20 protein-coding genes, 2 tRNA genes and 1 riboswitch are annotated in these 23,078 nt (G+C 47.6%); of the genes, 7 read left to right on the top strand and 15 right to left on the bottom strand.

From position 1 onward, the window contains the following. Nucleotides 1-2 precede the first annotated feature (2 nt). Nucleotides 3-1,664: a dynamin family protein gene (locus tag HPY31_RS16600; protein WP_172141598.1), complete on the bottom strand. Its 1,662-nt coding sequence runs from the start codon at nucleotides 1,662-1,664 to the stop codon at nucleotides 3-5. A 210-nt stretch (nucleotides 1,665-1,874) separates the two neighbouring features. On the opposite strand from HPY31_RS16600, the gene HPY31_RS16605 reads away from it, so the two are divergent. The 4 genes from HPY31_RS16605 to HPY31_RS16620 are packed head-to-tail and all read left to right on the top strand — an operon-like array spanning nucleotide 1,875 to nucleotide 5,938. After that, on the top strand, nucleotides 1,875-3,449 hold the full coding sequence (locus HPY31_RS16605) for a spore germination protein (protein WP_172141599.1): 1,575 nt from the start codon (nucleotides 1,875-1,877) through the stop codon (nucleotides 3,447-3,449). Then, nucleotides 3,450-4,556: a GerAB/ArcD/ProY family transporter gene (locus HPY31_RS16610; protein WP_172141600.1), complete on the top strand. Its 1,107-nt coding sequence runs from the start codon at nucleotides 3,450-3,452 to the stop codon at nucleotides 4,554-4,556. After that, nucleotides 4,549-5,781 carry a Ger(x)C family spore germination protein gene (locus HPY31_RS16615; RefSeq protein ID WP_172141601.1) on the top strand — a complete coding sequence of 411 codons (1,233 nt, stop codon included), beginning with the start codon at nucleotides 4,549-4,551 and terminating at the stop codon, nucleotides 5,779-5,781. Before HPY31_RS16610 ends, HPY31_RS16615 begins: the two co-directional genes overlap by 8 nt. Nucleotides 5,782-5,785: 4 nt before the next feature. Then, nucleotides 5,786-5,938 carry a hypothetical protein gene (locus tag HPY31_RS16620; protein WP_172141602.1) on the top strand — a complete coding sequence of 51 codons (153 nt, stop codon included), beginning with the start codon at nucleotides 5,786-5,788 and terminating at the stop codon, nucleotides 5,936-5,938. Nucleotides 5,939-5,981: 43 nt separating this feature from the next. On the opposite strand, the gene HPY31_RS16625 is transcribed toward HPY31_RS16620, so the two are convergent. The 5 genes from HPY31_RS16625 to HPY31_RS16645 form a co-directional block, all read right to left on the bottom strand. Then, entirely contained in the window at nucleotides 5,982-7,703 is a 1,722-nt protein-coding gene (locus HPY31_RS16625; protein WP_253901828.1) for a hypothetical protein, read from the bottom strand. Nucleotides 7,704-7,933: 230 nt separating this feature from the next. Then, entirely contained in the window at nucleotides 7,934-8,458 is a 525-nt protein-coding gene (locus tag HPY31_RS16630; protein WP_064201036.1) for a type 1 glutamine amidotransferase domain-containing protein, read from the bottom strand. A gap of 175 nt (nucleotides 8,459-8,633) precedes the next feature. Beyond that, nucleotides 8,634-8,716, bottom strand: a tRNA-Leu gene (locus HPY31_RS16635). 17 nt (nucleotides 8,717-8,733) lie between these two features. Then, nucleotides 8,734-8,810 (bottom strand) — tRNA-Pro (locus HPY31_RS16640). Nucleotides 8,811-8,944: 134 nt separating this feature from the next. Next, nucleotides 8,945-9,433: a hypothetical protein gene (locus tag HPY31_RS16645; RefSeq protein WP_172141604.1), complete on the bottom strand. Its 489-nt coding sequence runs from the start codon at nucleotides 9,431-9,433 to the stop codon at nucleotides 8,945-8,947. Nucleotides 9,434-9,569: 136 nt separating this feature from the next. Here HPY31_RS16645 and HPY31_RS16650 point away from each other — a divergent pair, with 136 nt between their 5' ends. The 3 genes from HPY31_RS16650 to HPY31_RS16660 all read left to right on the top strand — a co-directional run bounded on the left by HPY31_RS16650 (nucleotide 9,570) and on the right by HPY31_RS16660 (nucleotide 12,190). Then, nucleotides 9,570-9,794, top strand: coding sequence for a hypothetical protein (locus HPY31_RS16650; RefSeq protein WP_172141605.1), 225 nt, complete (start codon nucleotides 9,570-9,572; stop codon nucleotides 9,792-9,794). 67 nt (nucleotides 9,795-9,861) lie between these two features. After that, entirely contained in the window at nucleotides 9,862-10,314 is a 453-nt protein-coding gene (gene fosB / locus HPY31_RS16655; RefSeq protein WP_172141606.1) for a metallothiol transferase FosB, read from the top strand. A gap of 154 nt (nucleotides 10,315-10,468) precedes the next feature. Beyond that, entirely contained in the window at nucleotides 10,469-12,190 is a 1,722-nt protein-coding gene (locus HPY31_RS16660; RefSeq protein WP_172141607.1) for a protoglobin domain-containing protein, read from the top strand. Between the two features lie 5 nt (nucleotides 12,191-12,195). Here the strand turns inward: HPY31_RS16660 and HPY31_RS16665 are convergent, their stop codons facing one another. From HPY31_RS16665 to HPY31_RS16705, 9 genes are all read right to left on the bottom strand, one after another. Next, nucleotides 12,196-13,299, bottom strand: a complete 1,104-nt coding sequence (locus tag HPY31_RS16665; RefSeq protein WP_172141608.1) for a chymotrypsin family serine protease — start codon at nucleotides 13,297-13,299, stop codon at nucleotides 12,196-12,198. A 1,728-nt stretch (nucleotides 13,300-15,027) separates the two neighbouring features. After that, nucleotides 15,028-16,338 (bottom strand): nucleobase:cation symporter-2 family protein, encoded by a 1,311-nt coding sequence (locus HPY31_RS16670; protein ID WP_172141609.1) that lies wholly within the window; start codon nucleotides 16,336-16,338, stop codon nucleotides 15,028-15,030. A 32-nt stretch (nucleotides 16,339-16,370) separates the two neighbouring features. After that, nucleotides 16,371-16,961 carry a xanthine phosphoribosyltransferase gene (locus tag HPY31_RS16675; RefSeq protein WP_172141610.1) on the bottom strand — a complete coding sequence of 197 codons (591 nt, stop codon included), beginning with the start codon at nucleotides 16,959-16,961 and terminating at the stop codon, nucleotides 16,371-16,373. Between the two features lie 231 nt (nucleotides 16,962-17,192). Next, nucleotides 17,193-17,294: riboswitch (purine riboswitch) on the bottom strand. 133 nt (nucleotides 17,295-17,427) lie between these two features. Then, complete coding sequence (gene rsgA, locus HPY31_RS16680) at nucleotides 17,428-18,513, bottom strand: ribosome small subunit-dependent GTPase A (protein WP_172141611.1); 1,086 nt, start codon at nucleotides 18,511-18,513, stop codon at nucleotides 17,428-17,430. Nucleotides 18,514-18,756: 243 nt separating this feature from the next. Further along, nucleotides 18,757-19,005 (bottom strand): hypothetical protein, encoded by a 249-nt coding sequence (locus HPY31_RS16685; protein WP_172141612.1) that lies wholly within the window; start codon nucleotides 19,003-19,005, stop codon nucleotides 18,757-18,759. A 99-nt stretch (nucleotides 19,006-19,104) separates the two neighbouring features. Further along, complete coding sequence (locus tag HPY31_RS16690) at nucleotides 19,105-19,326, bottom strand: WYL domain-containing protein (protein ID WP_172141613.1); 222 nt, start codon at nucleotides 19,324-19,326, stop codon at nucleotides 19,105-19,107. Between the two features lie 169 nt (nucleotides 19,327-19,495). Continuing rightward, on the bottom strand, nucleotides 19,496-20,737 hold the full coding sequence (locus HPY31_RS16695; RefSeq protein WP_172141687.1) for an MFS transporter: 1,242 nt from the start codon (nucleotides 20,735-20,737) through the stop codon (nucleotides 19,496-19,498). A 274-nt stretch (nucleotides 20,738-21,011) separates the two neighbouring features. Further along, nucleotides 21,012-21,635, bottom strand: coding sequence for a YcnI family copper-binding membrane protein (locus tag HPY31_RS16700; RefSeq protein ID WP_016743149.1), 624 nt, complete (start codon nucleotides 21,633-21,635; stop codon nucleotides 21,012-21,014). A 14-nt stretch (nucleotides 21,636-21,649) separates the two neighbouring features. Next, nucleotides 21,650-22,936 (bottom strand): copper resistance CopC/CopD family protein, encoded by a 1,287-nt coding sequence (locus HPY31_RS16705; RefSeq protein WP_172141614.1) that lies wholly within the window; start codon nucleotides 22,934-22,936, stop codon nucleotides 21,650-21,652. Nucleotides 22,937-23,078: the final 142 nt, after the last annotated feature.

Below are 23,078 nucleotides of genomic sequence, written 5' to 3' on the forward strand. Positions count from 1 at the left end.
ACTTATTCTCCTCCACGCATAATCGCCAACAGACGACCCTTGGTTTCTTCTTCTCTCGCTGCCAGTCCCGCCAGCTTTTGATGCAGCGCTGCCAATTCACGCAATGCGCCAAGACGCTCGCCTTGAGCTGCACTTTCTACGCGCACTTTCTCCTTTATCATCTCAACCACTTGTGCTATGAAGGAGAGACCTACTCGTCTGTACTCCAGCTTCATCCCGCTGGAAATATCCGCACAGTAGTTCAGGACGTATTCACTCGAAGCAGCACCCTCTTTGATGTGCTTGCTCAGGAACTCACCTGTAATCTCGATCTTGGTCGCGTGCACGTTGGCGTGATATTCTTCGTTCCGCAAATCAAACACTTGCGGCTGCTTGCCAAGCCATTCTTTGAAATGGAAGTCGAGATTTCCCGCCACTTTTTCGCGGAACTCGACGAGAAGCGCTTCTTCACGACGTTCGCGCTCTTCTTCTGTCTTCTTGCCTGCAAACAACAACCCCACCTTGAAGCCCGGTTTGCGGCTCTCCAAGTAGCTTCGTGCTGCTTCGTTCGTGCTAAAATACGTCAAACGAGCATTGTCCAAAAGTACACTCAGCTCTTTTTCCATCTGCACTCGGGCATCCTCAGCACGCTGCTCTAGAGCCGCTGCTGTTGCTTCCTCCTGCTTAAGCGCTTCCTGCACAGCCGCAGCATTACGACTATCGATGCCTTCTACTTCCAGCCCATCCAGCTGGGCTTCCCACTGCTGGCGTTGATCTGCCTGACTTGTTCTTACTACTTGGATGTGTTCATCGATCAAATGCTCGGCAGCACTGCGAACGCTCGTGCCAACCAGCTTTTCACGATCAGCGATCAACTGCGAAAGCATGCCCTTAAATTCTTCATACATGTTCTCAGAATGATCTGGTTCCGCGAGCGACGTGTAAAAAATGCCATCCGGATGAATGTTCCAGGTCGCGAATGCCTCCTCGACACTTTCCTTATAGCTGTCGAAATCCAATTCGAAATCAATATGCTTATCAATCATGTTCACAACCAGATAAACTGGCTTGCCACGATCCTTCAACGTCTTCGTAAAGTTGAAGTTCTCTTCGGCTTGAACATGGTTATAATCCATCATGTAAATGACGACGTCAGCCAAATGCAGAGCAGATTCTGTAGCGATTTTGTGTGCAGCATCTGTTGAGTCAATGCCCGGTGTATCGAGCAAGCTGGCGTATTCGTCAAGGAATGTTCCCGGATAAGAGACCTCTACGGATTCAACCGTATCTCCGTCAACAGCAAACTGCTTGAGCTTCTCCATCTCCGTATCTGGATCAAATGTAAGGACTCCGCTGTTCATGGTGAAGACGCGAGCCGCTTTTTCTCCGCCACGAATCTTCACGACATTCGCACTTGTCGGAATCGGATTGGAAGGCAACAAATTAACACCCAGAAGCGTGTTAATCATCGTTGATTTTCCAGCGGAAAAATGTCCGCAAAACGCAATATTCAGCTCAGCGTTCTTTGTTTTCGCGGCCAGTTGAATGAGCTTGAGCGGCGTGTTTTCGTCTCCCTGCGACTTCATTACTTCTGCGAGTTCTTCCCATGTATGTGCCAGTCGGGAAAAGTCCGTTTCCCGGATCAATACTTGACTGTCAAGCACTTCTATTCCACCCTTCTCCATCGTTCCTACTCTCTCTACTAATTCTTGTTCATGAACTTCCTTTTTACTACACTCTATTCTACCATGCCGAATGTATCACAGGTCACAAATGAGTTCAATTCAAAACTATGAAAGATTTAGCATTCGCCTATTCTTCCGCATAATTTTCCTCTCATCTGGAAAAAATCGCACTAACATGATATTCGCAATCTGAACGGGAGGAAACTTCAAATGATGCGCAGATTTTTGTCACAGCGTCGCCAAAAGAAAACTCCCTCTCTAATCGCACAGCGCTTGCAGCAGCGAAATGATCCTGAGCTTGTACTAACGACCAGTTTGCAGCAAAACATGGAGACGGTTAAAACCGTGCTGGGCAGCCCCCACGATTTATTACTTCGTTCCTTTACGATCGGCAACACCAATCATTCCTGTGCCGTGATTGCGATTGATGGATTGGCGAACTGCGATATGCTGGATACGCAAGTTCTCGGACAAATCCAGTTGATGATCTCGACTGCTTCCAAAGTAGTACCGACTGAACCAGACGAGATTGTCCGGATGCTTTATGAGGAAGTCCTTACTGTCGTTGAAATATCGAAAGCAACGGATTTGACAAAAGTACTCGAAGGCATTCTTTCCGGGGATACAGCCATCTTTGTAGATGGAGCGACCGAAGTCATTATTGTCGACAGCAAGGGCTGGAAAACTCGTGCCATTGAGGAGCCGGTCTCCGAAGGCTTGGTGCGTGGTCCGCGGGATGGCTTTACGGAGAGTATCCGGGACAACACCGTTCATATACGCAGACGTATCAAAGACCCGAACTTGCGCTTTGAAGGGTCGATCATAGGCAGACGCAGCCGAACAGATGTGATCATCGCCTACATTGAAAACATCGTTGATCCAGAACTACTGAATGAAGTGAGACGGCGAATCGCTACGATCGATGTGGACGAGATAGAAGAGTCCGGTTTTATCGAGCAATGGATTGAAGATGATTTTTTATCGCCTTTTCCGCAGATTCATAACACGGAGCGTCCTGATAAAGTGAGTGGAGCGTTGTTTCAAGGCCGCATTGCGATATTGGTGGACGGGACTCCGATGGTGCTCATTTTGCCTGTGACAATTGGCTTGCTCCTGCATTCACCTGAGGACTACTACGAGCGTTGGATTGTCGGTTCATTGGCTAGGCTGTTACGGTATTTGGCAGCATTTCTAGCCGTCTATTCGCCCGCTTTCTATATCGCTCTCGTCACCTTCCACCCTGGCTTGATCCCGTCTGATCTCGCCTTCTCGATCGCGGCCACACGTGATGGGGTTCCATTTCCGGCATTTGTAGAAGCGATCATGATGGTGACGACGATGGAGCTGCTGCAGGAAGCCGGATTACGCTTGCCGAAGCCGATCGGCCAAACTATCGGGATCGTCGGCGGTCTTGTCATCGGTGACGCAGCCGTTTCTGCGGGCATCGTCAGTCCTGTCATGGTCATCGTCGTCGCCATCACTGCCATCGCTTCTTTTGCCATCCCTTCTTATCACCTTGCCATTGCCTTTCGGATGATTCGTTTTTTCGCCATGTTTATGGCGGCCATTTTTGGTATTTATGGTGTGGTGCTTAGCTTTATTGCCATCATGATTCATTTATCCAATCTGACCAGCATCGGGTACCCTTATTTGGCGCCTCTTGCTCCACATATGCCAAGGGATTGGAAGGATATGATTTTGCGCGCACCTGTTACCTTCTTGAAAACCCGACCAGATGCCCTTCACACGAAAGATGAGAACAGAATGAGTACAGGAGGTTCGTAAGTGAGTGCAGAAACCTTGGCGGAGAAAATGATCAGCAAAAATCATATGGGGATTAACATTGCCTCAGTCACAATCGGCGTCGGCATCCTGACCTTTCCCCGCTCCTTAGCCAAGGCAACCGGAGCATTCGATGGATGGATTTCCGTCGTGATTAGCGGTCTTTGTGCGTGCCTGATAGGCTGGCTGCTTGCCAAGCTCGCTGCTCGGTTTCCGAGACAAAGCTTCTTTGAATACAGCTCGATGATCGCAAGCAAACCGATCGCCTACATCTTGACCTTTCTCGTCTGTATTTACACGATGCTATTTGTCTCGTTTGAAATCAGGGCAATCGGAAACATCGCTAAGCAGTACCTGTTCTACAATACCCCAGTGGAAATGATCACGCTCTCTTTTCTCTTGATCGTTCAATATTCCGTGATTGGATCACGTATTGCCATGCTGCGGCTCAACTTGCTGTTTTTGCCTGTGGTTCTTGTCGTCATGTTCGTCGTCCTGCTGTTTACTACCCAGTTGTTTGACATCCAAAATGTTCGTCCCTTCTTTTCATCAGACTGGCGTTCACTCTTGGAAGGCTCCAGAGTAGTCGGATTGTCTTATTCCGGCTTTGAGATTATCCTTTTTTACACCATGCTGATGAAAAAGCCTCAGGAAGGGGCAAAGGCCGTGACGTTAGGTCTCTCGATCCCCATTCTGCTCTACATGACCATCTACATGTTCGCCATCGGAGTATTCTCTGCAGAGGTTGCGACGAACCTGACCTATCCAACCATCGAGCTGGCAAAGGAGGTCGAAATCCCCGGCGGCTTTTTTGAACGGGTGGAGTCCGTTTTCTTCACCATCTGGATCATGACGATCTTCAACACATGTGCGATGTGGCTCGATATTACCGTGCTCAATCTGTCGTCCATGTTCAACAAGGTGCGCAAAACCTTTTGGGTGCTCATTCTTTCTCCCATGATTTATTTTGTCGCGATGCTCCCACAAAACCTGGTTGATTTCTTCGCGTTCGCAGACAGCATCACTTATTTCGGAATGATCCTCGTCTATTTATGTCCGATTTTACTGTTCCTCATCGCTGTCATACGAGGTGTAAAGGGTCATGAATAGACAGCTTACTGCTTTCTGCATCTTCCTGCTTCTATCGACTTTGCTGGCTGGATGCTGGGATCAGGTTCAAATTGAGGAACGAGGATTTGTGGTAGGCGTAGCAGTTGATAAACCACGTACAAAAGAAGCCGAGCAGCAAGCCAAACAAGAGGCACCAGACAAACCTCAAGTAAAAGAGCGTTTTCTCGTCACTCATCAATTCGTCGTCCCCGGTGGATTGATCTCCGGCGGCCAAGGAAAAGGCGGTGGTCAAAACACAGCCAATGAGGCTTTCCTCAACCTCATATCCGAGGGAGATTCTCTTTTCGAGATTTCCCGGGAATTGGCTACCCGGACCAGCAGAACTCCGTTTTATCAGCATATGAAGATCCTGATCGTCTCCGAAGATGTCGCCCGTACGAAAAACGGTTTTGCCAGAGCACTCGATTTCTATCTGCGTGATCCAGATTCCAGACGAAGCAGCAAGGTATTTATCTCAAATGGCCCCGCTAAAGAAGTACTGGAAGTCAAACCGAAAACAGAGAAGCTACCCGCTATTTACGTCAACTCGATTGGAGAAAACGTTAATAAAAATTCCCGCATGCTTCCAGAGGCCCGATTGGGCGATGTCCACGAGGAGCTTCTCAGTTCGTACAGTTTTGTCGTTCCGCGTATCAGAGCCGAAGAGCAGGAGGTAAAATTAGCAGGCGCCTCTGTTTTTACCCGAGACAATCAGTTGGTTGGTTTTCTGGGGGAAGAAGAGACGGAGGGGCTGAATTTTCTCACGGGAAAAGTTAAGGGAGGTATGGTAAAAGGCAAGGTAAAAAACGGTCTTGTCTCGATGAACATCCAAGGGATCAAGCATAGCATTGAAGTAGATTTACGCGATCAGCAACACATGAAATTTACAATAACGATCGAATGTGAAGGGACATTGGCTGAGTCTTACGCCACAATGGATTCTCTGAATAACACTGCGATGAAAAAGCTTGAACAAGTGTTTGCCGAAGAAATCGAGCGAATGAGTAATGATACCATCAGGAAGGTCCATAAGCAGATGAAAGTGGATGTCATCAAGCTTGGCAACTATCTGAAGCAGCATTATTTTTCGCTATGGAAAAAGATTCGGCAGGATTGGGAATCAGGGCAGCATCTGTATGAAAAAAGCGAAATAAAAGTTCAAGCAAAAGTCTATTTACGCAATATCGGTGCAATCAACCGTACCGAACGTCAAAACAACAGGTGATCCCATGCTCAAATTTTTAGGCGTAGTTCCTCCTTATTTGACCTTCACAGGGACGATCATGGCGTTTTTGATTCCCTATCTTTTTTTTAAAATCAATAACAAAATTCATGAGTTAGGCGATCCGCCGTGGAAGAAACGGAATAACTCCGGTTCATAAAACACCAAGCCGAAATGTATCATGTTTCGGCTTGGTGTTTCTCTCATTCTGTATCAATTGTGCGCAAATCGATTTTGTCTTTCAAAAATCCGTCAAATGTCTCAACTCGCCTGCAACTGTTTTTGTTCCACTCGAAGTCTCGTAAATTTTTTTCATCACTCACCGTTTTTCTGCTTTTCTTCTTCAAGATTTTAAATCTTTCATGCGCGGCAATCGATTTTTTGACCGACCTTTCCCATTTTCTTTTATAGATGGGACGTGTTTTTTTGACGATCTTTGAATACGCTATTCTTTCCCGTCTATGATTGAGGATGACTCGTATAACGCGGCTTTGCTTTTGGAGCATGGCTTTGCATTCCTTCAGCAGGTCTGGGCTTATATCTTTTGCGTTCATTTTTGTTTCGATGTCTTTCAGATGATCCTTTTCAAGCTGCAAGCTTTTCAAGTCATCATCCTTCATAGAAAAAGATTCCAAATAATTTTCATTTGCATATTTCAGCTCATCGTATTCCTTACCAATCTTTGCATCCCGCAACTCTTTGATAAAACAACTTCTATATCCTTCGTCAACCATTTTGTCCATCACAACAGCGGGAGCTAGCTCAAAGTCCTCTGGTTGATCTGCATCCTCCATGGCTTCAAACTCGAGAAAATCTTGTCTGTTTTTCTCATACATGATGTCAATCGCTTTTCGAATACCCGCAGACTCTGCCACCAATCCGTCTTGTACACTCCCGTAGTCCGCTACCCTTTCCCTTCCTTTCCATGCTATCGGGTCTTTATTTTTCGCATGATCTGACATCAAGGCTTGATGCATGGAAAAACGAACACCTGTAACGCCCTTCGTATCCTCCAAATCACCGGGCGTATAATCTTTGTCTTCTCCTCGATTGACGGAATACCATAAATGGTATCTCGCCGTATAGTCGCTCTCCGTATAATCCAGATTACCTTCGTCCATATTTTCTGAATATTGATCATAGGACGAATCTCCTGCCGTCGGACGACCAAATTGCCCATTGTTGAGCATCTCTGCCTTGGCCTCCCATTTGAACGGTATTCTGACAGGTAGCTGAATTTCCCATGGTTTATCCGCGTCTATTTTTTTCAAGATCCCCAATTTTAAGAGCTGATCCTGGTCTACACTGAAGTTCAATTGATCGTATTTTACTTCTACCGTGTACTCGTACTTTGTTCCAATTTTCGCTTTACGAAGCATTTCCTCGATTGTATTCTTGTAGGATTCTTTATTATTTTTTGTATCCTGCGGGGCTACATTCCATTCTTGATCTCCCCCTTGTCCTCTGAGGATCTGATAGCCAACCAAATGACCTCCCTCGTAGCTGGCCAATAACCCGCTAATCGCGCCTTCCCGTATGAAAGTCTCTTCTTTTCCAAGTTTTCCGATGGCTGTTACCAAATTTAAGCCTTCACGGTCATTTTTAGAGGTACTTTTTGTAATAAGAGCGGTAACAGAATGAGGACGGTCGCATGTATCTCCCAATTCGTTTTTTGTTTTGGCAAATATCTCTGCATTCAAATTTTTTTCCCCGAATACTTCCTTTAACATCCCCCAAAAAGTAGGAAGTCCTTTATCTGCTTGCACATCCGTAAACTTCCCGTCATCTCCAACGGCTTCTTCAAAATCTTTTTGTTGGTATGCATCTGGATGATCCGCTTTCATTTTATTGAGATTCTCTTGTTTGAGTTTTCTTTGGATGAGTGGCATTCGAGGTTGCTTTTGATTTTGCAGAAGTTGCGTCATTGCCTTGTTTCCTACTTTTTTGGCGAGTTGTAAAACGGGTGGCATGTTTCGGTGGGAATTTTGTGGGGGAAGCACATTGTCAGATAGATTTTTGCTGCTTGGCCTATGATTTTGATTTTCTTTTGGGAGTGACTCCCGATTATTGAACACCCTATCATCCCCTACTAGGTTGGAGTTTCTTTCATGAAAGGACTTACCCGTCTATCCGAGCAAGTCCTTTTCATCATTTCCTATTGTAGTGCCAGCAAATCAGCAAATGCTTTGGCGTACGCAGGCAGATCAGGCGGTCTACGGGAACCTACAATGTGACCGTCTACCACGACCTCTTCATCTACCCAAATCGCGCCTGCATTCTCCATATCATCTTTAATGCCTGGCGTCGATGTCGTGGTTACCCCGCGCAAAATTTTTGCAGAGGCAAGCACCCACCCCGCATGGCAAATATGTCCAATCGGTTTTTTCGCCTCGTGCATCGCAACCACAAACGACAGCACTTCCGGATAGCGGCGCAGCTTGTCAGGAGCCCACCCTCCAGGAACGAGTACGCCTGCATAGTCGGCAGGATTGACCTCTCCCATCGCTTTGTCAGCCTCACACGGTACACCGTACTTCCCTATGTAGACGTGATTCGCCTTCGGGCCGACGAAATGGACGGTAGCGCCTTCCTCTCGCAGTCTCATCACCGGATACCAGAGCTCGAGATCCTCAAATTCACTTTCGACGAAGCAAACCACTTGTTTTCCTGCAAGTCTCAACGTTCTCGCCTCCTTTTCCTTCTATACTACGCTATTGTAGCAGGTACAAAAGGAAAAGACAGCAGGTACATGGATCAAGCATTTTGCCTATCTATCGTCGGTAAAATAAAAAAAGTGAGAAACAGGCCTACTCACTGTTCCCCACCTTATAACAAAAACCATATGTATAGATTGCTGGTGCCGGTAGAGGGACTTGAACCCCCACGGTTTCCCTCACGATTTTGAGTCGCGCGCGTCTGCCAATTCCGCCATACCGGCCTATTTAAAAGAAAACATGGTCGGGAAGACAGGATTCGAACCTGCGACCCCTTGGTCCCAAGCCAAGTACTCTACCAAGCTGAGCTACTTCCCGATTGCCAACTATATCGGACGTTCTCTCATTCGACAATTTCCGATAAGTATCGCAACACTTACATACTATACAGGCAAATTGAACCAATAGCAATACCGGATTTTTTTGGAATATAGTCATTTTTTCCTAGTATTTCATTTCCCTCTCCATGGTGCACAGGCTTTTCCACAAGGTATTTGTCGTTTCAAGAAATCCTGCGGTAGATTAAACGGATAGTCCAGCGGATGACGCCCCACAACAATCCAGCGCCCATTCGAAAGCTTTTTCAACTGGTACACACGGAAAAATCGATCGCTTGGATCGAAGGCAAACCATACCACAAGCGTCGCACACCTGCTGCCCGAAGACAGGACCTGTGATTTTACAATCGGTGGAGCCCCTATCGTATCCCCTACTGGGATCGCGAGTCGTCCGTTTATTCGCCGCAAATCAAGATTGCCGATCACTCGATTTGCCAGACAAGGGGTCATGAATTTTTGCAGGAAACGGCGAATTTTCACGTTGGAATTGAACCGTTTTGGCAAAATGATTCCGCGATCCCCCACTCGCTTATGCGCTGAAAAGATAATCGTAAAGAATGCTTGCTCTGCCAATCGAATGACCTGCACACATTGCTTTTTCATCTGACGTCCCTCCCCCTGTCAGACTATGCATCACGGGAGGAAAATGGTTGGACGCGTACCTATTATACATAAACCGTTGCGTGCAGGGTAAATTAATACGGTGTTCTGATCACCCAAAACCGCAGGAGGTATAGCAATGCCTAGCCAAATTAACACGGACTCGCTTAAAAAAGCAGAGGTAGCCACCACGCTGGCAAAAAATATGATTACGCAAGCAATCGAGCAATCTGCAGCCAATCCACAGCTCGCCGAAGAAGCCTTGAAGCAAGCGTCTCAGGAAATTGCCCAAGCGCAAACGATGGTGTCCCAAGTCCAATCCACGCTGCAAGCCCAAGCGCAAGCTCAACAAAGTCAATCCTAACCAAATGGCAGGCAGACCCGGATTGGACTGGTGGTTTGCCTGTTTTCCCCATACAATAGCAATTGAGATGATTGCTAAAAAGGTGGGGGACATATTGCCGCAACTTCAAGGATTGAATCATTTGCTTTTCTCTGTCTCCGATCTGGAGAAATCTTTTTGTTTTTACCGAGATGTCCTGCAAGCCAAACCACTAGTACGAGGTCGCAAGCTGGCTTACTTTGACTTAAATGGCTACTGGTTGGCGCTGAATGAGGAACCCGACATCCCACGCAATGAAATTGCTCACTCCTATACACACATGGCCTTCACTATTACAGAAGAGTCATTTGATGAGTGGTATGCTCACTTGGAAAAGCATGGCGTTACCATTTTGCATGGACGGGATCGCTCAGAGCGGGATAAGCGCTCCATTTATTTCACCGACCCTGATGGGCATAAGTTCGAATTACATACAGGCACTCTCCAGGATCGTCTCGCTTACTACCGGGACGAAAAGCATCACATGACCTTTTTTGAATAATCGATGACGCTGCCCATTTCTTAATATACTTTTCACAAAATCACAATAGTTCCAAAGATTCAACTCCATACGTGAATGCTATAATCGATAAAACACTTATGGCCTATTCCCTTATGAATAGGCCCGTTTTTCGTAAACATTATGGAGGGATTTTATGTTTGGTAAGCGTGGCGCCCAAACCGTTACCGCCTCAATTCAAAAAAGCGATGTCCAAATGTCCGACCAGCTAACGGGGAAAATTCATTTTTTGCAAATGAATCAAACAGACCTTGATCGGCTGAAACAAATCGAACCACTTCTAACAGAACACCTAGAGGCCATTACAGAGCGTCATTACCACATGCTTCGCCAATACTCCCATCTTATGCAGATTGTCGAAACGCATACGACGGTTGATCGATTGGCCGTATCCTTTCGTCACTATTTGCAATCGCTTCCACATGCCAAGCTAGACGATGCCTATGTAGCCGGGCGCATGAAAATCGGAGAGGTCCATAGCAAAATTGGACTTGCGCCAGAATGGTATACGGGCTCTTACTTGCGGGTCTATGAATATTTGATTCCCGCTATAGTCAATACCTATTCGAAACGTCCTCAGGAATTATCTTCTGTCCTGTTGGCGCTCATGAAGATCATCACGCTTGATTCACAAATTGTCCTCCAATCGTATCAGGAGGACAATGATTACAAAGTCATTGATCGCCTGGGCGAAGTTCTGGAATTAGTGATTCAGATCGATAAATTCAAGCATGTGCTGGACACGCTTGAGGATACGACTGAAGAAGCTGGCAATGTGGGATCTGCTGCTGAGCAGCTAAGCGAATCTGTGCAAAAAGTGGCTCAATCAGCCGTCTCTGTCGCAGAGAGTGCTTCCACGACAATCGAGCAAGCGACGATGGGCAAGGATATCATCCAAGATTCATTAACCAGCTTTCTTTCCATGGCAGATGAATTCCAGGAAATGCAAGCAAAAACTTCGCAATTAATGACATCCATTGCAGAAGTTTCTCAGGTTGTCCAAGTCATCCGCAATATTGCCGATCAAACCAATCTTCTTGCATTGAATGCGTCGATTGAGGCAGCACGTGCCAACGAACACGGTCGAGGCTTTGCTATCGTGGCAGATGAAGTACGAAAGCTCGCCGAGCAGACCAAGCAATCCGTTCAAAGCATTACAGCCACAATCAACAATGTTCAGAATGAAGCTGTCCAGGTAAAAGAAACGGCCACTCTCATGAGCGACCATTTTAACGATAAAGTGATTCAGACACGCGATGCCATTGGGATATTAGGAGATATTGTGCAAAATATCGAGACTGTCGGGCATTCCACTGGACACATCGCAGCATTGGCACAAGAGCAGTCTGCTGCCACAGATGACATTTCCATGCGCATATCGCAAGTCCTGACGAATATGGAGCAGGTCTCTTCGCACGTCTCGAATGTAGGTAGAAACGTCTATAATGTTGGGGCTGGCATTAACAGCCTACACAAGCTGAGCATCGCACAAACGAACCACTTTAAGACCAAGCATTACTTGCGAATCGTCAAAACCGACCATCTCTTATGGAAATGGTGGCTGTACAACTTCATGCTTGGGTATCACCACATTGATGAAAAAGAACTCGTAGACCATCATCAATGCCGCTTGGGGATTTGGTATGACGAGGCCCTGAACAATCCATCCTTGAGCACCTTGCCCTCTTTCAAGCAATTAGAAGCGCCTCATCGCCAGTTCCACGAAACAGTTCGGCGGATTTACCACCTCGTCAAGCAAGGAAAATTAGAGGAAGCAGAAGCTACGTTTGATACGCTGGAAGATATCTCACAACGCATTCTCAACGTACTGGATCAGCTCGCCAAAGAAGTATCCTAATGCTATTATCTACTTTTCTTTCGCTTACCCAGCTGCCTTTTGGAGGCAGCTTTTTTTGTTTGGACACGGTTTAACTCTGCGGGAGATAGCGGTCTAGTACGTGTATTGGTTCGCCCGCCCCTTTTTACTTTGGCAACTGACCTGCCGGCCCTCCCTGTTGCTCTTGCTATCCCCACGCCAAACGCTTGCAATGCCCAGACAACCGGATACGAAATGGAGAGCCTCCCATTGGCTGAACCAGCAAAATTCACAGCCGCCGCGTAATTGCCCGCAGTCAGCCAAACTGAGCCGGAATCTCCCGGCAAGGAGATGGGAACCGTACTTCTGATGACCGTCTGATTCTGAAAACGAATGGTCCCCAGTCCTCCGTAGTTCCCGTAACTGACATCAATATCGGTGTGGATCGATTCGACCGTTCCCCATGCCAGCCCTGATGAACGGCCCACCTTTTTCAATCTGCGCCCGATACCATACGAGCGAATCACACCTGGTACTCTGCCCACGGTTGCATAACGAGGGGCAAGGAGTCGATTGGACGTAGGGATGCTAAGCGCTGCATCCATTCGATTACCTGCATTTCTCCGAAGTCGAACGTACCGATACAAGCGCCCGATTCGATCTCTTCCCGAACGACCACCGTCGGCTCCACCTGGCTGGATGGTCTCGGTATAGCCGCTCGTATTGTTACGATTCAGGACGTGATTATTGCTCAACACAAACCGTTGGCCTCCTCGGGCAACGATTAACCCAGCCGTTCCGGACGCCCCTGGGTAGCCGATGCTATATCCAGCGATCACAGGTCTGATTCTACTGCGATAATTCGTTGCAGAAGGACGTACAGCGGGATGACAATGGCACCGTCCAGAGGTTACGGTTCGAACAGGAACAGATACATGAGCTGTCGCCACTTGTCTTTTGACAAGGACGCAACTCGGGCAGCTCTTCTTCACGGCGGCACTTGCATTAACGGTATACATCACAATACAGGCGCCGCCTTTTTTGTTTTTACCGTTTGCGTAGCCAATCCCGATGCCAATTACGCCCGGCATCCGCTTCCATCTTTTGACCAAATGCTTCTTTGCCAGGAGCGCTTCCTGAAAGGTTGCCATGGCACCCCTTCCTTTCTGGAGGTAGTTTGTTTTACATGGTCATCGTATGTAAAACTTGGCCAACACTGTTGGACGCTTGTCATTGCGGGGAAGCCTTTTTTGCGTATTTGAAAAAGTACGTTATTCCAGCTGTAGTGGTGGGGAGGAAACAGGAGAAAACGCTCAGATTCTAGGGCCACCCGCTTGGGGATTGACTGTCCGGCTCCATGAAAAAAAGCGAAACCCGCGTCCAAAGTCGTCCATTCAGGGGGTGTCTCAGAGGTGGACGCTAAGAGCTTGTTTCTCTTTTTTTCATTGCGCCTCGGTCGGCGTCCCTAAGATCTGCGCTTTTTTCTCCTGTTTCCTCTACGAGCTTTTCGTGTAATCCGATTTTTTAATGCTTTGAAAGCTGGAAAAATGTGATCAGTAACGACAGAGAAGAATATTTCCAGACGTAGCGACTTGTGGAGTCCTACCGAGCGGAGAAGGGATTCGCGGGCAACAGAAACGCAACCGTGCCCATACGACGTAGCGGCTACCACTTTTGCGTTTCCCCGCGAATTCCTTCGGAGCGGACAGTCCCAACCCTCAGCGGGACGGAGCACTGAGCTTAGACTGGAAATATTCTTCTCTTCACTGCAGCCGCATACATAAGAACCTCAAGTTGTTGCTGTAGTGCTGGGGAGGAAACAGGAGAAAACGCTCAGATTCTAGGGCCACCCGCTGAGGGATTGAATGTCCGGCTCCATGAAAAAAAGCGAAACCCGCGTCCAAAGTCGTCCTTTCAGGAGGCATCTCAGAGGTGGACGCTAAGAGCTTGTTTCTCTTTTTTTCATTGCGCCTCGGTCGGCGTCCCTAAGATCTTCGCTTTTTTCTCCTGTTTCCTCTACGAGCTTACCGTGTTTACCGATCTTTTCACGACTTAAAAGATGGAAGAATGTAGTCAGTTACGACAGAGAAGAATATTTCCAGACGTAGCGACTTGTGGAGTCCTACCGAGCGGAGAAGGGATTCGCGGGCATAAGAAACGCAACCGTGCCTATACGACGTAGCGGCTACCACTTTTGCGTTTCCCCGCGAATTCCTTCGGAGCGGACAGTCCCAACCCTCAGCGGGACGGAGCACTGAGCTTAGACTGGAAATATTCTTCTCTTCACTGCAGCCGCATACATAAGAACCTCAAGTTGTTGCTGTAGTGCTGGGGAGGAAACAGGAGAAAACGCTCAGATTCTAGGGCCACCCGCTGAGGGATTGAATGTCCGGCTCCATGAAAAAAAGCGAAACCCGCGTCCAAAGTCGTCCTTTCAGGAGGCATCTCAGAGGTGGACGCTAAGAGCTTGTTTCTCTTTTTTTCATTGCGCCTCGGTCGGCGTCCCTAAGATCTTCGCTTTTTTCTCCTGTTTCCTCTACGAGCTTTCCCTGTTTACACAGGCTTTTAGAGATTTAAAAGAATGAAGAAATGTCATCTGTAACGACAGAGAAGAATATTTCCAGACGTAGCGACTTGTGGAGTCCTACCGAGCGGAGAAGGGATTCGCGGGCAACAGAAACGCAACCGTGCCCATACAACGTAGCGGCTACCACTTTTGCGTTTCCCCGCGAATCCCTTCGTAGCGGACACTCCCAACCCTCAGCGGGACGGAGCACTGAGCTTAGACTGGAAATATTCTTCTCCTCACTGCAGCCACTATAAAAGAAAACCGCCCCCTCCTGTCTATCCAGGAAACGACGGTTCATGATCTGATGATGTTAAGACGCTTCCGAAACAGTTACATTTGCCGGAGCAGTCTGAGATGCTTTTTTATTCGTATGAACAAGCAAGATATTCAAGATGACTGCCGTCAAAGAACCTGTGACGATACCATTTTGCAGCATCATTTTTGCCAAAGTAGGCAGTTGATCAAACATCGTCGGAACCGCAGCCGAGCCTAGTCCAACGGCGATACTGCAAGCAGCGATCAGCAGATTTTCGTTTTTGCTCAGGTCAACCTGCGAAAGAATATTGATACCTGATGCAACAACCATCCCGAACATAGCGATCATCGCTCCACCCAATACCGCGTTAGGAATGACCGTTGTCAAAGCAGCCAGCTTTGGCAGTAATCCGAGAACGACCAGGATTCCACCGGCGCCAATCATCACATCGCGCGATTTAATGCCCGTCAAGGAAACCAAACCGACGTTTTGCGAAAAAGCCGTGTAAGGGAATGCATTGAAAATGCCACCCAGTACGATTGCGACCCCTTCTCCGCGCAATCCTTTGACAACATCTTGATCCGTCACTTTTGTATTGGTCACTTTACCGAGTGCAAAGTAAACACCAGTGGACTCAGCCATGCTGATGATGTTGACGAGAATCATGGTAACAATAGCCACAATACTGAACTGTGGTGTACCGAAGTAAAACGGTTCAACCACGCTAAACCAAGAGGCTTCCGCAACATTCGCGAAGCTGACCATCCCCATCATGTAAGCGACAGCCGTACCGACAATCAAGCCGAGCAGAACAGAAATCGCACGAATAAATCCGGTAAAGAAACGATTAATAAGCAAAATGATAACCAACGTTCCTAAAGCCAAAAGCAAATTGTGCGGTTGCCCAAAGTCCGGCATGCCTTGTCCGCCAGCCGCGTTGTTCATCGCAACGGGAATGAGCGACAGTCCAATGATCGTAACAACTGAGCCTTGTACCACGGTTGGGAAAAAGCGTAGCAGCTTGCCAAACAGTGGAGCTGCCAAGACAACGAATATACCCGATATGATGATGGCACCGTAAGCGGTCGCTAGATTACTCGTGGAAGCAATCGCAATGATCGGTCCTACTGCTGTAAACGTACAGCCTAGCACAACAGGAAGGCGAATTCCCGTATAACGTGTACCAAGAACTTGCAAGAGCGTCGCGATTCCGCATGTGAAAAGGTCAGCAGCAATCAAATAAGCGATTTGCATAGGAGTCAGATTCAAAGCACCACCGATAATCAACGGTACGACGACGGCTCCTGCATACATGGCAAGAATGTGCTGTAAGCCCAAAGTAACAATTTTATGTTTGGCTAGCATGAGTGAACCCTTACCTCCTATTGATTTTTTGATTATACGCGAGCAGGCTCTTCTTCAATAAAATGAATGCCTTCTGGTGACATCGATTCAATACGTGCCAATGATTCGATTCGTACGCCAGCTTGCTCCAAGAGACCGCGGCCCTCCTGGAAGCTTTTTTCAATAACAGCACCCACTCCAACGAGATGAGCACCGGCATCTTTGATAATATTCGTAAGCCCTACCAGAGCAGCTCCCGTAGCCAAGAAGTCATCGACAATCAGTACGCGGTCTTCTTTGGACAGATACTGACGGGAAACACTGATTTGATACGTTTCCTGACGGGTAAAGGAATGAACAGGAGCAGAATATACTTCCTCTGTCAGCGTGACAGCTTTTTTCTTTTTTGCATAAATAAAGGGAACACCCAAAGCAAAGGAAGTTGCCATAGCAAAATGAATTCCACTTGCCTCAATCGTCACGACTTTTGTAATGTTTTCACCAGCGAACAACTCGGCAAAGCGTTGTCCGATCTTCATCGTCAATTGCGGATCTACCTGGTGGTTCAAAAACGCATCCACCTTCAAAACGGATGCCGACAGTACCTTGCCATCCTGTACGATGCGCTCTTGTAATTCTTTCATCAGTTCTTCCTCCTCAGATATCGTTCCGGCCATTTTTACTTGCGGCCTGCTGAAAATATAGAAAGCCCAGAGTGGACAGTGTCACAAGCGGGCTACGTAACGAACCAACGCCAAGTGAAACTGTCCCTCTGGGCTTTTATCCCTTAGGTGTGACACATCATTCGTGCCTGCGCCGCTCGGACCAGCTTTCTTTCAACCCTATGATTGAAATAGGAAAGGAAGAGACGGAACCCTAGACGCACTTTCACTCGTAGTCAGGTGATTTACGGTCACCTGGTAGAAACGGTTGGGCCTTATTCCCAAAATTATACGAGCTACCTATCTAATTTCGAAGTGTAATAACGAGTATTGACCAAATCTATCATAACTCTCGCGTTGGTAGCAAGCGTTAATTTTTGAAAGAAAAAGGAAGCGCTTACTTGTCCAATTAAAGGAAAGAGCCCTGATTTCTCAAGGGCTCACGTACTTATCTCTTTGGTTTTTTCTCCCGCATTTGAACGTTGAGCTTCTTCCATTTATCCCTTTCAGCGGCAGCAAGCCTTGCGTCTTCTTTGCGTGCCAGATGTGCCAATTCGCGTTGGAGCTTCAGGTAACTGTCAAAGCGTGCCTTTTCCAATGATCCATCGTTGATGGCAGATTGAACAGCACAGCCGGGCTCGCGCATATGCTTGCAATCATTGAAACGGCATGTTTCCGCAATGGACTCGATATCGTCAAAAGCACCGCGGAAGCCCTCATCTGCCTCCCAGAGCTGGAGTTCCCTCATGCCCGGTGTATCGATCATGAGAGCACCACTCGGCAATCGGAACAGTTCGCGATGAGTCGTCGTATGGCGGCCACGGTCATCACCTTCACGCACGCCACTAACTTTTTGCATCTCCGCTCCGCTCAATTTATTGATCAACGTGGATTTGCCAACACCAGAGGAACCCATCAACGCAATCGTCTGGCCCTCGCCCAAATACGGTGCGAGCTGATCCAGTCCTTCTCCCTGCTCAGCACTGACTACGTGAACAGGTACTCCGATCGCGACTGATTCTATCTCTGCCATACATGCATCCAGATCGTCACACAAATCTGCTTTGGAAAGCACAATCACCGGGTTGGCTCCACTTTCCCACGCAAGAATGAGATAGCGTTCAATCCTGCGCAGATTTAAATCATTATTTAAGGAATTCACGAGGAAAACCGTATCGACGTTCGCAGCCACAATCTGCTCTTCCACTGTATCCCCAGCTACCTTGCGGGAAAACTTGCTCTTACGTGGAAGAAGTCCGTGGATCGAGGCTTTCATTTCCTCTGGGCGGGCACTGATCACTACCCAGTCCCCGACAGCCGGAAAATCTTCTCGTCCGGTTGCCTCATAACGAAGCTTACCTGTTACCTCGCCTAGGAGCTCGCCATGCTCACTCCACAGACGATAAATACGTTTATGTTCAAGTGTGATACGTCCCACACTGAAGCCTTGCTCAGCATAAGGGGTAAAATGATTAGCAAAATACTCATTCCAGCCCATAGATTGCAATACTTGTTGATTGGTTGTTTGATTCACTGCGGATTCCCCCTGCAATTGGTTAAATAGATGGCTATCAGCCAGAACCAGTCACAGTCGAATCCTCATTTGGTGAACGATATTACTGTTCGCTTGAAAGGAGGATTCCCGTGACCCCGACTACGACACTCTGAACAAATTTGATGGCTACCATAAAACATCTCTCCTTTAGCAAACCTACCATTCAGGTTTGGAATCATATTTCCCAGTTATTGTACCATAATGAAACAAAATGCAACAGCGTCAATCTCCCCCGCCGCCACCACCGCTGTCTCCACCACTACCGCTATCGCTTCCGCCGTCATAGCTATCCCAACGATCATTTGAATCGTGACTTCGATGATGGTGATTGTGAGAGCTGTCTACATAGAAGGCTCCGCCCCCGCTGTCTGAAGAGGAATGAGAGCGCCCACTTCCACCTTTTGCAGCTTTGGACGCTAAGACAAATACTACGATCAAAAACATGATGACGATGACAATGAAGAACTCCATGGTTTGTCCCCGCCCTTCCTCTTTTGTTGAAGTTGTTTACCTATTTAGTATAACATAGTATGGCTGGAATAGACTGGGGGCGTGGAGGGTGATTCCTTTTCATCCGGCAAAATGTCCAGACACAGGTGCGATCGCCAAAATGTTTTCCAATACAAATACACGATACGCCTTCCTCATATAACAATATGCTTTCAAGCTCCCTTTGTTCCCATCGATATGAACTACACGAATCGTTCGCCTGCTAGTGTCCCCATCCTTTTTCAAATAGATGATCTCCACTGCTTGCTGCCGCTCTGCGTACCTTCTCAACTCCTGAAGCATCAGGCTGTCACCACCACAAAATGTGTCTTCTTGTTGTTGAGATCATCACACCAAAAGAGAACGTTTGTTCGCAAGTTTTGATTACAAAAACCAACGATTGCCTCAACAAAAAAGCATGCGCCCTAAAAAATGGACACATGCCTTTTGCTTGTTACACTGTGTATGTGACTCAGCGCCTTCTAAGCGCACGTCCGAACACAATCAGAATCGGTGCCAACAAGATAGCCGCTGCAACGAGCGAAGCGCGAATCGAAATACGCGTCCCAATCCATCCGACAGCCGGACCACCTGCCGTTTGTCCCAACGCATTGGACTGGCCCATCATCGACAAAACCGTCGCTCGCACACTGCTTTCAATGTTTAAATTCAGCCACGTATCATACAGCGGATTGCTCAATGACTGGATCACACCGATCAACAGCAGTGCAACTAATGCCCAGGTAAAGCTAGGGGAAAAGGCAAAAGCTATCATTGCTACAATTTTGAGCCCCGTCAACGTGAACATGCCCACAAGGACAACCCGCTCATTGTTCACATCCAGCCTTTTTTCCACAACGCCTACCACGATGAGGCCGAGTAAGCTTGCGAGTGCGGCAATGATCCCGAACCACATGGGCATCGAAATAGCAGCGAGCTCTGGAAAACCAATTTCTGCGATCAAATGCGCTTCCCACAAACGGTCATACCCTTCTGAGGCTGCACCCGTAAATAGTGTCACGAACAAGATCAGCATGAGAATCGGCTGACTGCGAATCACTTTGGCACCCGAAGTCCACGTCTGAATCATTTCCTTCACGTGGGAAGCACCTTGCTCACGTTCACGGGGAATAAATCCGGTCTCCTTCATGAACAGAATCAGAAAGACACCAAGCCCCAAATACATGAGGCCACCTATGAGGTAAGGCAAATTGGGAGCGAGTGTTGCCAATGCCACACTAAGTGCAATCCCGAGCAGATTCCCAAACAAGGAATAGCGCTTGGCCTTCATGAAAATCGTACCGATCTTCTCTTCCCCGACCTCATCCACAATCCATGCAGTATCCGCTCCACTAATAAACGTATACCCAAGACCACTGACGACTTGCGAAAACAGCACCAAACCGAAGACAGAAATCATCGGTACCCAAGCATCAAGCGCGGGAACGATCCCCTGCATCGCAAATCCGATTCCCAGAAAAAACATCCCAATAATGACGGAGCGACGGCGACTGTACGTATCCGCCACTACTCCTGTTACCCCTTCAAAAACCAGCACGGATAACTCCAAAACCGTCCCGATCACTAGCAATTCAAACGGGTTAAAGCCCAGTGTCACAATGTAGTAAAGCGCATAGGTTGTGAACATGGTCGTATTGGCCAGGGAAGTCAAAAAACTTTTGATCATATATACTTTTGTCGCATTCATGAACATGGAAGCAGTATCCACCTTTTTTAGGCAGATGACGCGTTCCGTTTTCACATACTGATCGTACCTCTACAATCCTCTACTGTGCAAAATGCGTCCGCGTCATGCTGCCGTTCGTATTTTTCCTTCCGTGTACTTGCTTGCTCTGAATAGTGTTTTTAACATGTGATATACACCTCCGAAAGTAATTACAGCTATTATAGAATGTTTTTAATTGCCACACAATGGAAAAAGCCGTGCAGCATGATTGGACACACTGCACAGCTTCATTAGGAAGTACTTACGCTTTTTTTCTAAACAGGCCAACGATGGAGATCAGCAACGCCAAACCAGAGAGTACCAATGGCAAGGTATTGTTGCTGCCTGCACCAGCCGCTTCCCCAGCAGGAGCGGTTGTCGGCTTTTGTTCTTGTCCATGCTCATGCCCTGCTTCGCCTACACCAGCCTTAATGGTAGTGACAGACGCTGGCGTTTTGGAATCCTTATCCCCTGTCCATTCTACAACCTCGCCATTTGCATAGGTCTGATAAGCCTTCCAAGCCAATTGACCCTCTTCTTTTGGGTTTGCCCCGACAAACGTGAACTCTTGGAACTCATGCGCCTTGATTCCGCCTTCTGTGGCTGTCCACACAAGTGCTGTGTTCACACCGTCTTTATCTTTCTCAAACTCGTAGGACCAGCCCGGAATCGGTTGCACGGAGTTTACCTTCACACCAGCCGGGAATTCCACCTTCACTTTTGTCGTGTTGACGTCTTTTTCTACTGGGACACGCACGGTGTATTTTTCATAGGAGCCTGTAGTAGTCTCTTTCGGATAGACGTTCACATGTGCTTGTGCTGCTGTCGCCAATGTCAAAACTGCTCCTGCTACCAGTACACTACTCATCCATTTTTTCATTTTCATCCGATAAATCCTCCCTAGTTTGTATCTGTTTGAATCACGGCTTGATTATTTGTCGTCGCAGTCGGGTAGTTGATTTGACTCATCCAAAGTCCGGCCAGAACTGCGATAATCCCAAATATTATTTCCCAACGCAAGTAAGCGGGCTTCAAGGAATTTTTCGTCCGCCAACGCCTGGTTTGCCTAAAGGCCAGAAGAAGCATGAGGCAGACACTTGCTATTTTTCCGTATAACAGGTAGCTCCATGCCGTTGCACTCTGGATAATATTCATGACATCCGTCTGCACGATCAGCATGACAACGCCCGTCACGACGGCAAGCACTGCCGCCACCGCAACAGTCTGCAAAAAGAACCTCTTGAACGACTCCTGTCCTCGTTCAACCGCTTTGACTGTAAGTAACAAGTAGGCAAGTGCCCCCATCCACACGGCGACCGTCAAAACATGCAGCAGTCTCAGCAAAATGGACAGCCAGACAGGAGCAATGCCCCATGCATGACCGCCAAAAGCTTGCGCGCTGATCAATAGAACCCAAATTCCCACATACCAGCCGGACACCATATTGGGGATCGCAATCAATAACAGTAGGGCAAAGGACACCAGCAGCATGATCGCAAACGGAGACTGGCTGAGCAAGTTCCCGTCCATCTGCCACAGTGCTTGCGTAAGTGATACAGTGGTTAACGATTCGTCATACAGGAACCACAAAAATATAAGTCCGATGATCGCCAAACTCCATCCGATTTGTCTACCAATCCCGATGAGCTGGGCGAGCGAAGGCAAACCATGACGCTGTGCTGCCCACGCTACCAGATACAAGCCGCCACCGACGAGAATAATTCCCTGCGCCAAATAGCGGTACATGATCAAGTAGCTCGAATCTGCTTTTTGCTCATTTGGCGGAACCACGACTGCACTTTTTTGTCCGATGGAAAACGTGAGCTTCTCTGAGATCGGATGTCCATCCTCAGAAACGACCGTCACGATAACCGAATACGTCCCCTCAGCCAAATCGCTCGGCAAATTCGCATTTAACTGCGAGGCATCACCCGGCTGCAATGTCGGCCGCTCCAGTTTTATTTCCTTGCCATTCCAATCAAATAAACGCACGTTAACAAGATCGGGCTCTAATGTTTCGGTAAACCGCGCAGATATTTGTCCTGGATTCGCCTTCAGTACCTCACCATCTTGTGGGGAGCTGCTCATCAAGCCAGCATGGGCGTAAGCAGTTGTCATACCCGTTGTCAGTATAAGTAAGAAGGCGAGCAAAAACACAACCGTATATTGTCTGATGTTGTATGTCACCCTGTCACCTGCTTCCTTATTTCGTCCTTAATCCTATCAGATTAGTACGAGAATCTATATGGCTCCATCGGGCTATCTGTTGTGGCAAAGTGTTGAAAACAAAAAAAGGCATGAACGGAAATTCTGTCCGATCCGTGCCTTT

Origin of the sequence: Brevibacillus sp. HB1.3 (genome assembly GCF_013186635.1) — a bacterium.
GTDB classification, from domain to species: domain Bacteria; phylum Bacillota; class Bacilli; order Brevibacillales; family Brevibacillaceae; genus Brevibacillus; species Brevibacillus brevis_D.

Excerpts from the sequence above, each read along its gene's own strand:
- HPY31_RS16600 (WP_172141598.1), bottom strand. The coding sequence starts at position 1,664 with ATGGAGAAGGGTGGAATAGAAGTGCTTGACAGTCAAGTATTGATCCGG.
- HPY31_RS16605 (WP_172141599.1), top strand. The coding sequence starts at position 1,875 with ATGATGCGCAGATTTTTGTCACAGCGTCGCCAAAAGAAAACTCCCTCT.
- HPY31_RS16615 (WP_172141601.1), top strand. The coding sequence starts at position 4,549 with ATGAATAGACAGCTTACTGCTTTCTGCATCTTCCTGCTTCTATCGACT.
- HPY31_RS16620 (WP_172141602.1), top strand. The coding sequence starts at position 5,786 with ATGCTCAAATTTTTAGGCGTAGTTCCTCCTTATTTGACCTTCACAGGG.
- HPY31_RS16625 (WP_253901828.1), bottom strand. The coding sequence starts at position 7,703 with ATGACGCAACTTCTGCAAAATCAAAAGCAACCTCGAATGCCACTCATC.
- HPY31_RS16645 (WP_172141604.1), bottom strand. The coding sequence starts at position 9,433 with ATGAAAAAGCAATGTGTGCAGGTCATTCGATTGGCAGAGCAAGCATTC.
- HPY31_RS16650 (WP_172141605.1), top strand. The coding sequence starts at position 9,570 with ATGCCTAGCCAAATTAACACGGACTCGCTTAAAAAAGCAGAGGTAGCC.
- fosB (WP_172141606.1), top strand. The coding sequence starts at position 9,862 with ATGATTGCTAAAAAGGTGGGGGACATATTGCCGCAACTTCAAGGATTG.
- HPY31_RS16660 (WP_172141607.1), top strand. The coding sequence starts at position 10,469 with ATGTTTGGTAAGCGTGGCGCCCAAACCGTTACCGCCTCAATTCAAAAA.
- HPY31_RS16665 (WP_172141608.1), bottom strand. The coding sequence starts at position 13,299 with ATGGCAACCTTTCAGGAAGCGCTCCTGGCAAAGAAGCATTTGGTCAAA.
- HPY31_RS16670 (WP_172141609.1), bottom strand. The coding sequence starts at position 16,338 with ATGCTAGCCAAACATAAAATTGTTACTTTGGGCTTACAGCACATTCTT.
- HPY31_RS16675 (WP_172141610.1), bottom strand. The coding sequence starts at position 16,961 with ATGAAAGAATTACAAGAGCGCATCGTACAGGATGGCAAGGTACTGTCG.
- HPY31_RS16685 (WP_172141612.1), bottom strand. The coding sequence starts at position 19,005 with ATGGAGTTCTTCATTGTCATCGTCATCATGTTTTTGATCGTAGTATTT.
- HPY31_RS16690 (WP_172141613.1), bottom strand. The coding sequence starts at position 19,326 with ATGCTTCAGGAGTTGAGAAGGTACGCAGAGCGGCAGCAAGCAGTGGAG.
- HPY31_RS16695 (WP_172141687.1), bottom strand. The coding sequence starts at position 20,737 with ATGTTCATGAATGCGACAAAAGTATATATGATCAAAAGTTTTTTGACT.
- HPY31_RS16700 (WP_016743149.1), bottom strand. The coding sequence starts at position 21,635 with ATGAAAATGAAAAAATGGATGAGTAGTGTACTGGTAGCAGGAGCAGTT.